General features: G+C 66.3%; 10 protein-coding genes. 6 read left to right on the top strand and 4 right to left on the bottom strand.

The features are described from left to right. The coding region (locus PGX04_RS04175) for a carbon starvation CstA family protein (RefSeq protein ID WP_273737356.1) at positions 1–697 on the top strand (697 nt) is incomplete at its 5' end. On the opposite strand, the gene PGX04_RS04170 is transcribed toward PGX04_RS04175, so the two are convergent. Continuing rightward, complete coding sequence (locus tag PGX04_RS04170; RefSeq protein ID WP_273737355.1) at positions 694–1,326, bottom strand: DUF8052 family protein; 633 nt, start codon at positions 1,324–1,326, stop codon at positions 694–696. The genes PGX04_RS04175 and PGX04_RS04170 overlap by 4 nt on opposite strands. A gap of 192 nt (positions 1,327–1,518) precedes the next feature. Between PGX04_RS04170 and PGX04_RS04165 the strand changes: the two genes are divergently transcribed. Next, complete coding sequence (locus PGX04_RS04165) at positions 1,519–1,743, top strand: DUF8007 family protein (protein ID WP_273737354.1); 225 nt, start codon at positions 1,519–1,521, stop codon at positions 1,741–1,743. 45 nt (positions 1,744–1,788) lie between these two features. On the opposite strand, the gene PGX04_RS04160 is transcribed toward PGX04_RS04165, so the two are convergent. Together PGX04_RS04160 and PGX04_RS04155 are read right to left on the bottom strand one after the other, a co-directional pair. Beyond that, on the bottom strand, positions 1,789–2,988 hold the full coding sequence (locus PGX04_RS04160) for a redox-regulated ATPase YchF (RefSeq protein WP_273737353.1): 1,200 nt from the start codon (positions 2,986–2,988) through the stop codon (positions 1,789–1,791). 127 nt (positions 2,989–3,115) lie between these two features. Next, a complete protein-coding gene (locus tag PGX04_RS04155) occupies positions 3,116–4,183 on the bottom strand; it encodes a pyridoxal-phosphate-dependent aminotransferase family protein (protein WP_273737352.1) in 1,068 nt (355 codons plus the stop codon). 502 nt (positions 4,184–4,685) lie between these two features. On the opposite strand from PGX04_RS04155, the gene PGX04_RS04150 reads away from it, so the two are divergent. From PGX04_RS04150 to dph5, 4 genes are all read left to right on the top strand, one after another. After that, the gene (locus PGX04_RS04150) at positions 4,686–4,889 is read left to right on the top strand and encodes a heavy-metal-associated domain-containing protein (RefSeq protein ID WP_273737351.1); all 204 of its coding nucleotides are present in this window, start codon (positions 4,686–4,688) and stop codon (positions 4,887–4,889) included. Positions 4,890–4,992: 103 nt separating this feature from the next. After that, positions 4,993–5,838 carry a DUF2182 domain-containing protein gene (locus tag PGX04_RS04145; protein WP_273737350.1) on the top strand — a complete coding sequence of 282 codons (846 nt, stop codon included), beginning with the start codon at positions 4,993–4,995 and terminating at the stop codon, positions 5,836–5,838. Between the two features lie 183 nt (positions 5,839–6,021). Beyond that, positions 6,022–6,450 carry a Rieske (2Fe-2S) protein gene (locus tag PGX04_RS04140; RefSeq protein WP_273737349.1) on the top strand — a complete coding sequence of 143 codons (429 nt, stop codon included), beginning with the start codon at positions 6,022–6,024 and terminating at the stop codon, positions 6,448–6,450. An 80-nt stretch (positions 6,451–6,530) separates the two neighbouring features. Next, positions 6,531–7,304 (top strand): diphthine synthase, encoded by a 774-nt coding sequence (gene dph5 / locus PGX04_RS04135; protein ID WP_273737348.1) that lies wholly within the window; start codon positions 6,531–6,533, stop codon positions 7,302–7,304. A 15-nt stretch (positions 7,305–7,319) separates the two neighbouring features. Here the strand turns inward: dph5 and PGX04_RS04130 are convergent, their stop codons facing one another. Continuing rightward, the gene (locus PGX04_RS04130) at positions 7,320–8,402 is read right to left on the bottom strand and encodes an alpha/beta fold hydrolase (protein ID WP_273737347.1); all 1,083 of its coding nucleotides are present in this window, start codon (positions 8,400–8,402) and stop codon (positions 7,320–7,322) included. Between the last annotated feature and the right edge of the window lie 215 nt (positions 8,403–8,617).

Here is an 8,617-nt window from a genome sequence, read left to right as displayed (position 1 = left end):
CGGGATCGCCGGCGCCGGCGGGATCGGCACGGCGCTGCCCAACTTCGCGACGGGCGGCGGCGTGATCCTCACCGCCTTCGGTCTGCCGGAGAGTTACGGCGCGCCGTTCATGGCGCTGGTACTCGCCAGTTTCCTGCTGACGAGTATGGACACCGCCGTCCGCCTCAGCCGGTACATGGTCGAAGAACTCGTCGGCACTCCTCAGACGTCCATCGAGGAGTACGGCGCGAACCGCTACGTCAACACGAGCGTCGTCGTCATCGCCGCCTTCGTCCTTCTCGGCACGGGTAGCTGGGAGGACCTGTGGCTGCTGTTCGGCGGTGCGAACCAGTTGCTGGCCGGACTGGCGCTGCTGACCGGCACGGTCTGGCTCGCCAACTGGAACCGGAGCAAGCAACTGATCAGTACGGGCGTTCCGCTGGCACTGATGGCCTTCATCACGGTCCTCGGACTCCTGTGGGTCGCGTTCTATCAGGTGCTGTACATTCGCCTCCTCTCCGGCGATCCCGGAATGTGGGGGTGGATCTCCGGCGGCGGACAGATCGCGATCAATCTGACGCTGATCGGACTGGCGCTGTCGCTGCTGTGGATGGGCTACGGCAACATCAGGTCCAGTCGCGGCCTCGGCGGCGAAGCCGTGGCCGCGGACGGCGGTGAACCGTCCGCAGACGACGGGAAACGGACTGACGACGACTAGAGCTGCAACCGCCGGGCGATCAGCCCGAGAATACCCACTTTCTTTCGCTCGATCTGCTCCCAGAGCCGGACGGCCGTCGCGATATCGGCGTTCTCGCTGGCGACCAGTTCCTCCGTCTCTGGTGCAACCACGGCCAGATTGATCTCGTAATGGCCGTTGTAGCCGTACTTCAGCAGCGTCCGGTCGGAGAAGCCGGCGACGCGGCCGCGGATCTCGTCGGGGATCGACGGTGCGACCGCGACGAACGTGAACTCGGTACTGTAGTGTTCCTCGTCGGGCTCGAGCCACTCGTCGGCCAGCCGGTGGCCGAGATCGACGTATCGATCGAGCAGCCGATCGTCGACGCGATCGACCCGGTCGACGAACAGGTGTTCCGTCGACTCGTGTTCGGCGAGCGAGATCGACGGATGGAGGAAGTGCTTCTGGCTCGTGAGATCCATGCGGCCGTACAGCGTGAACCGCTCGCCCTCGACCGTGCGGTCCTTCTCGAGGTCGTAGTTGTGCATGAGCCGGTCGCTCACACGATCGACGTACTCATCGTCCCAGTCGGGGATGTCCGCGGCCGCCGACTCGGCTTCCGGGCTCGAGTCGGCGGCGGCATCCTCGGAGGCTGACTCTCGGTCAGACATGAGCCGGTCGTCCTCCGTCCTCTCGAGCACCGTCGGCTCGCCGCGTGGCCCTCCACGGACGGCGAGTCGTCGTCGCGACGTTGTCCATGTGGATGGATGCCACGTCGCGGACAAAAGTCCGTCGGCACACCGGGCGAACGGTGCCGCGATCAGGTTTAAGTGTGAACGGAGCCTACCGTGCCGTAGATTCACATGGGAAACGACCGCGAAGCGTGCGGACGGTGTTCGATGTCGGTCGCCGTCGACTCCGCGACCGCCGACGCCGAGCGAGGCGAACCGGCCGACCGGGATCCCTACGGCGAGGCGCGGATCGAGGTCGACGAAGACGAACTCCGTGCGATCTCACCCAGCGCCTGGTTCTCAGGCCTGACGGCGCGGATCGACGACGCCGCCCAGCGGATCGTCTGGGGACGGTGAGACGAAAGCGGCTCCGCCGAATGGTGGAGCCGTCGGGCCGTCGCTCTAGTTCGTCGTGATGACTTCGATCACGTCCCGCGACTCGACCTCGTAGTCCTTGCCGAGCTGGCGGTTGCTCCGACAGTCGATCGCGTGCAGGAAGCCGTCGCCGATGTCGGAGTGGAGGCTGTAGGCGAAGTCCTCCGCGGTCGAGTTCGGGGGGATCAGATAGCAGTCGGGCAGCACCTCGCCGCGTTCGTTCCCCAGCCCGTTCGCGCCGCCGGGGAACACCGGCGTCACGCCGAGGACGTCGAAGAGCGCGGTTTCGAGGGCCGCCTGGACGCCAGTCGCGCCGAACTCCCCGAGGAAGTCGCGGATCTGCTCGAGGCCCTGTTTCTGGTCGTCGGAGATATCACTCAGAATGTCGAAGTCCGCGTCGCCGGGTCGGTAGTCGACGACGCCGGCCTGCTCGGCCGACTTCAGCGCCTTTTCGGCGTGGGCGCTGCAGGGGACGATCGTCAGGTGATCGTAGTCGGGATCGGCCGTGATCTCCTCGTAGTTTTCCTGTGCTTCGGGGGTGTCCATCTTGTTCGCCGCGATGACCATCGGTTTGGTCTCTTTACGGATCTCGCGGGCCAGCTCGAGTTGGTCGTCCGCGTCCCACTCCGCGGGGTCGAAGCCGACGCCGACGCGCCGAATGAGGCGTTTGATCTCGTCTTCGCTGGTCTTGAACGCGCTCATCTGCTCGGCGAGTTCCTCCTCGATAGCGTCGTCCTCGGTCGTGTAGCCCGTCTCGTATCGAGTGATTCCCTTCTCGAGGACGCCCAGATACCACTGGTCGAGTTCCTCCTCCAGGAACGCGATGTCGTCCCGGGGGTCGTGGCCCTCCGTCGCTTCGCCCTCGGCGTCCGTTTTACCGGAGAAGTCGACGACGTGGACGAGCACGTCGGTCTCGTTGAGATCCGAGAGGAACTGGTTGCCCAGGCCGTTGCCCTCGTGTGCGCCGGGGATCAGTCCGGCCACGTCGACGAGTTTCGTCGGGACGAACCGCGTCCCGTCGGCACAGTAGCCGACGCTGGGGGTACACTCCTCGTCGAACTCCGGCGCCGCGCAGTCGACGCGGGCGTAGGCCTCGCCAACGCTGGGATCGATGGTCGTGAACGGGTAGGCCCCCTCGGGCACGTCGTTCATCGTCGCCGCGTTGAAGAAAGAGGACTTGCCGACGGACGGTTTGCCGACCAGTCCGATCCGGTAACTCGTACTCATTATCCCGAGTGGGTGAGCGCCGCCTAAACGGGTTTCTGTCCGGTGCGGCAGTGATACGGGCTGACGTATCACGACAGCGAGAATCGGACAACCGGCGCGATATTTCCTCGAATTCCGGCGCTCGAGCCTACTCGAGGACCGCTTCGAGCGCGTCCATTGTCCGGTCGACGCGCTCGAGGCGCGCGTTGTGTCCCATGTGACCGATCCGGAGGACGTCGTCCTCGAGGTCGCCGAGGCCGGTCGCGAGGACGATATCGTGCTTTGCGGCCAGCGTTTCTTGGAGTGCTTGTGCGCCTCCGTCGACCTCGAGTGCGGTCACGGTCGGTGACGACCGCGCCTCCCCGGGGAACGGCGAGAGTCCGAGGTCGGCCGCTCGCTCGCGACACCGCCGCGCGGCCGCTTCGTGGCGCTCGAAGACGCTCTCGAGGCCCTCCTCGAGCAACAGGTCGATCGCAGTGTCGAGGCCGTACAGGTTCGCGGCGAGGTGCGTGTAGGGAAACCACTCCTCGTCGGCGGCGTCGCGCCACGGCTCGAGGTCGGTGTAGAGGCTGTCGGTCTCGAAGGACTCGATCTGTTGCCAGGCGCGGTCGCTGACCGAGCAGACCGTCAGTCCCGGCGGCGCGCTGAAACACTTCTGCGAGGCGCCGAGACAGATATCGATTCGCTCCGTCGGGACCGGCACCCCGCCGAGCGAGGAGACCGCGTCGACGACGCTGATGACGTCGTGTTCGTCGAGCAGGTCGAGGACCGGTTCGATATCGTTGAGCGCGCCCGTCGGCGTCTCGCAGTGGACCAGCGTCGCCGCGTCGAACGAACCCTCCTCGAGGCGTGATTCGACTCGCTCGAGGTCGAGCGGCTCGTTCCACGGCGCGTCACAGACCACCGCCTCGCCGTCGGCCATCTCGACGAAGTCGGCGAACCCCTCGCCGTAGAGTCCGTTCGCGACACACAGCACGCGGTCGCCCGGTTCGACCAGCGACGCGACGGCGGCCTCGAGGCCGAGAATTCCCTCGCCGCCGAGGATCGCGACGTCGTCGTCGCCGTAGATCGCCTCGAGTTTGGCCGTGAGGTCGCGGTAGAACTCGAAGAACGCCGGCTCGACGTCGGGGTTCGGCGTCGGCTCGCTCATCCGCTCGCGGACGGCCGCCGGCACCTCGGTCGGCCCGGGCGTCATGCGCAGTCGGTCGTCGGTCATACGGTGGGTACCGGCGCGTTCGGGCATAAAACCACTCGAGACGGTTTGGGTTCTCGAATGCGTTTTTTGGATCCCGTTTCGTTTCCGTTTCGGTTTCGGTACGATCGCTATTGGGAGGATGAGTGAATGGAACAGCCGATTCTACCGGAGACATAGCGAAAGAAGCGTCCTGCTATCGTGGTAACAGGGAATCGCCACGCCCTCCCCAGCCGATTCGTTCGGTCGCTGCGCTCCCTCACTCATCCCTCGCACGGCATCGGCGGCCGCCCTCACTCCCGTTCGGTCGGCCGCAAGCGCGCGCCACCGCGCGTCGGCTACGTGGGCTGGAGTGATACGTGACTCCCCTCTCCCAAACGGAGAGCTCCCACCTCGTCGCTTGACCGTCGCAGATGCGTCCCCTTCCTGAGCGACCCGACCGATTCCAGTCTGCCGTACCGTTCGCTCCAGAAAATATCAGTATTTCGGTAACTTATACGGTATCGACTCGTTGTCCGGATGCAGCATGGACGAATACACGCTCGAGGTTCCCGATATGACGTGTGAAGGCTGTGAAATAGTTATCACCGGCGCGGTGACGGCGCTCCCCGGCGTCGGCCGGGTCGACGCCGACGCTGCGAACGGGCGAGTGACGATCAACGGAGATCCGTCGGCGAAACCCGATGTCCGGAACGCGATCGAGCGAGCCGGCTACGACGTGCTCGAATAGTGACGGTCAATTGCCCTTCCTCGATCCGTCGAAACGCGATGTGCCGGACTCCGACTGCACTCCCGCCGTCTATCCGCCGCGCTCGAGAGCGGGGGATCATCCGATGAGTGCATTGCTTCGGTCCGCGGTCGAAGGCGCGACGGATCGCTGTGCCGTCGAGTTCGATCGAACGACCGCCGTCGTCGCGGCCATGCTCGGCCTCGACGCGATCTGGTGGCTGCTCCTGTACGGCGGTCACGTTCCGATGCCGGGGATGCAGTGGCTCCTGACGACGGCCGAAATCCCGATGACTGCACCCGGCGCGATGGAACGCGGCGTCTTCCACGTCGGAACGCCCGAGGCGGTCGTCGGCTACGCAGCCACGTGGGGCGTGATGATGTGGGCGATGATGCAACCGGCGATGACGCGGTTCACCCGGGAGTACGCCGCCGCGTATCAGGGGTCGGCTCTCGGCGCAGCGCGAGCGCTGGCTTCGTTCCTCGTGAGTTATTACGCCGTCTGGCTGGTCACGGCCTGCGTTCCGCTCCTGTACGAGGCGGTTCTTCCGGGCGGGATTTACGGCGTTACTCGCGAGTACACGCACCTCGTCGTCGGCGTCGTTCTCGTTTGCACCGGGATCTACCAGCTCTCGGGGTTCAAACGGTCGTTCCTTCGGACGTGTTGTGCCGACGTCCCGCTCCATCAGGACGGGGCCCTCCTCGCGGCTCGAGAGGGACTGTATCACGGCGTGCGCTGCGTGCTCACCTGCTTCGGGGCCTTCTTCGTCGCGATGCTCTTCTTCGGCGAGATGAACCTCGTCTGGATGGTCGCGCTGACGGGGATCGTCACGATAGAGCGGCTCCCGTCCTGGGGCGAGGAGATCGCCGTCGGCACCGGTCTCGTCTCGCTCGTTGCGGGCCTGCTCGTGCTGGTGATCCGACCGGCCCTCCCGATCGCGTTCGCGCTCTGAGGCGGCCTGCTGTACCGATGTCCCGGCGCGACCGCGGACCGGTTCGCGGTTGCGCCGGAACTGAGTTCCAGCGATCCGTGCGAGGCGGCCACCTATCGCGGCCGCCGTGAGCCGTCGACAGCGGTGGCAATACGTTCGCAGCCTCGAGAGCGCTTTTCCGTTCGGCGCGCGTATTCCCACGAGATGAGCGAGCGCCGACGGCTCACGACCCTCGAGACGGTCCACGAGAACCGGTCGTGGCTGTTCACGATCCGAGACCAGTACGGCGAACCGGACGAAGCGATCCTCGTGCCGTGCGGGGATGGCGTCGAAGCGTGGATCAATCGCTGCACCCACGAAGCCCAGCGGTTCGATACGGGCCGCGGGGCCGCGATGCGGGACGGGCAGATCATCTGTCCGAAACACGGCTCGATGTTCGACTCCTGCTCGGGCTATTGCGACAACGGCGAGGCGGCCGACACGACGCTACCGGCCGTCGACGTCAGCGTCGACGACGGCGTCGTCTATCTGACCGACGACACCGTGACCTTCGCCCACGAGGGCGGGATCGACGAGGGCGACGACGGGGACGATGACGACGGCCCCGCGTCGACCTCCCACATCGGATTCTGACGTCCGCGTCGGCGACCGACTCTGGGGAGGGGTATGCGCGTCTCGAAAACGTATTCCGCGCGCTACGACTACGACCGCCTATGCTCACCTTCATCGGTCTCGGTCTCTACGACGAGCGCTCGATCACCGTCGAGGGCCGGGACGCCTTGCGGGCTGCCGACCGCGTCTACGCCGAGTTCTACACCAGTCAGCTAATCGGGACGACGATCGACGATCTCGAGTCCCACCACGACCTCGAGATCGAGGTCCGGGACCGGGCCGGCGTCGAACAGCATCCCGACGACATGCTCGCAGCGGCCGAGGGCGAAGAGATCGCGTTCCTGACGGCGGGCGATACGATGATTTCGACGACCCACGTCGACCTCCGGCTGCGCGCTCACGACCGCGGGATCGAGACGCGGGTGATCCACGGCGTCACCGCCCAGACGGCCACCAGCGCGCTGACCGGACTGCAGAACTACCGCTTCGGTAAGGCAACCACCCTTCCGTTTCCGTACGCCCACGGGGCCGAGGGACTCCCGGCGAGCGTCACGGAGACGATCGACGACAACCGTGCTGATGGGCTGCACACCGTCGTCTACCTCGATATAAAAGCCGAGCGCGAGGAATACATGACCGCCGACGTCGGTGCCGACCTGCTCGCGGCGGAGTACCCCGATCTCGCGGGCGTCGTCGTCGCCCGCGCGGGGAGCCCCGACCCGCTCGTCGAGGCCGGAACGATGACCGAACTGGCGGACCGGGAGTTCGGCGACCCGCTACACCTGCTCGTGATCCCCGGAGAGTGTCACCTGCTCGAGGCCGACGCGCTGGTCGAACTCGCGGGTGCCGACCGGGAGACGCTCGAGGTCGCCTGACCGTCTGTCGACCGATCACTCCAGCACGGACTCGAGCCGATCGAGAAAGTCGCCGGGAACCTCGACGTGGGGCGCGTGACCCGTGTTTCCGAAGACCACTTCCTCGAACTCGCCGCCGCGGTCGGCGTAGGTCTCGAGGACGGCGCGGGTCTGGTCGACCATCGGCTGTGGCGGGAAGACGTCCTCGCCGGGCCACTCCGGGAGTTCGCCCATTCGGCCGAGCGTGCCCAGATCGAAGAGGGAGGCGTTCGAGACGATCTGATCGGAATCGCCGCGGATCCACAGCACGGGCGGTTTGTCGTCGGGATCGATCTCGGTGATCGCCTCGAGTTCGCAGTACTTCGGCGAGATCGCGTTGTTCACCCCGGTTTCGCCCGGTGCGATGCCGGGCCAGTTGTCGCTCGGCTTCGAAGCGCCCGGATAGTTCCCGTCGCCGGTCGCCGTATCGAGCATCCCCGTCAGGTACGATTCCTCGCGCTCGCCATCGAACTCGTGCGTCGGATCGACGTAGTACGTTCGCAGGACCTTTCGCGGGGAGGTCTGTCCCTCCTCACTCCGGTCGCGGTCCTCGAGACCCGCCACGAACGCGTCGTTGCCGATCCCGCCGCCGGAGCCGGCGTAGTCGCCGAAACACGGCGTTCCCTCCGTATCCTTCGTCCCGCCGAACCCGTACGGCGAGAGCGGATTGACCAGCACGAGCGAGGCGACCGCCTCGGGGTGGTCGATCGCGTACCGCATCGCGACCCCGCCGCCGTTCGACCAGCCGACGATGACGAGCGGCTCCGCGAGGCCGAGTTCGTCGACGAACGCGCGGAGGTCGTCCGCGAAGTCGCCGAGACCGTTCGTCGCGTCGACCGGTTTCGTCTCCGAGTCGCCGTACCCTCGAAAATCGGGCGCGATCGCGCGGTGACGGGCGGGCAAGTCGGCCATCACGTCCTCGAAGAACCGGGAGGACGAGACGTTGCCGTGGCAGAAGAGAACGGTCTCGCCCTCGTCGGCGGCTCGATCGGAGCCGCCCGACTCGAGGTAGTGGGTCTCGAGTCGGTCCGTTTCGACGGTTCGCGAGTCGACGCCAACGAGGGTGTCGTCTCGAGGCATGGCGAGGTCTATCACGGCGAGTCTGATAGCTGTCGGTGTTGCAGAACCCGTCGCCGCGGAACGAGTGAGACGACGGCGGCGATGGGCCGACGCCGGTCAGGAGAGGAGTCGCTTGAGCCTGGCGAACAACCCCTTCGAGGGGTCGCCGCCGCGACGTGGGACCCCGGATTCGCCCGATTCGGTGCCGGTGGACGCCGCCCCCGCAGACCCGGCGG

The organism is Natrinema soli (genome assembly GCF_028618695.1).
This window is presented reverse-complemented; position numbering and strand designations above follow the sequence as displayed.

What these genes read in the sequence shown, in the direction of transcription:
- PGX04_RS04170 (WP_273737355.1), bottom strand. Translation starts at nt 1,326, where the DNA reads ATGTCTGACCGAGAGTCAGCCTCCGAGGATGCCGCCGCCGACTCGAGC.
- PGX04_RS04165 (WP_273737354.1), top strand. Translation starts at nt 1,519, where the DNA reads ATGGGAAACGACCGCGAAGCGTGCGGACGGTGTTCGATGTCGGTCGCC.
- PGX04_RS04160 (WP_273737353.1), bottom strand. Translation starts at nt 2,988, where the DNA reads ATGAGTACGAGTTACCGGATCGGACTGGTCGGCAAACCGTCCGTCGGC.
- PGX04_RS04155 (WP_273737352.1), bottom strand. Translation starts at nt 4,183, where the DNA reads ATGACCGACGACCGACTGCGCATGACGCCCGGGCCGACCGAGGTGCCG.
- PGX04_RS04150 (WP_273737351.1), top strand. Translation starts at nt 4,686, where the DNA reads ATGGACGAATACACGCTCGAGGTTCCCGATATGACGTGTGAAGGCTGT.
- PGX04_RS04145 (WP_273737350.1), top strand. Translation starts at nt 4,993, where the DNA reads ATGAGTGCATTGCTTCGGTCCGCGGTCGAAGGCGCGACGGATCGCTGT.
- PGX04_RS04140 (WP_273737349.1), top strand. Translation starts at nt 6,022, where the DNA reads ATGAGCGAGCGCCGACGGCTCACGACCCTCGAGACGGTCCACGAGAAC.
- dph5 (WP_273737348.1), top strand. Translation starts at nt 6,531, where the DNA reads ATGCTCACCTTCATCGGTCTCGGTCTCTACGACGAGCGCTCGATCACC.
- PGX04_RS04130 (WP_273737347.1), bottom strand. Translation starts at nt 8,402, where the DNA reads ATGCCTCGAGACGACACCCTCGTTGGCGTCGACTCGCGAACCGTCGAA.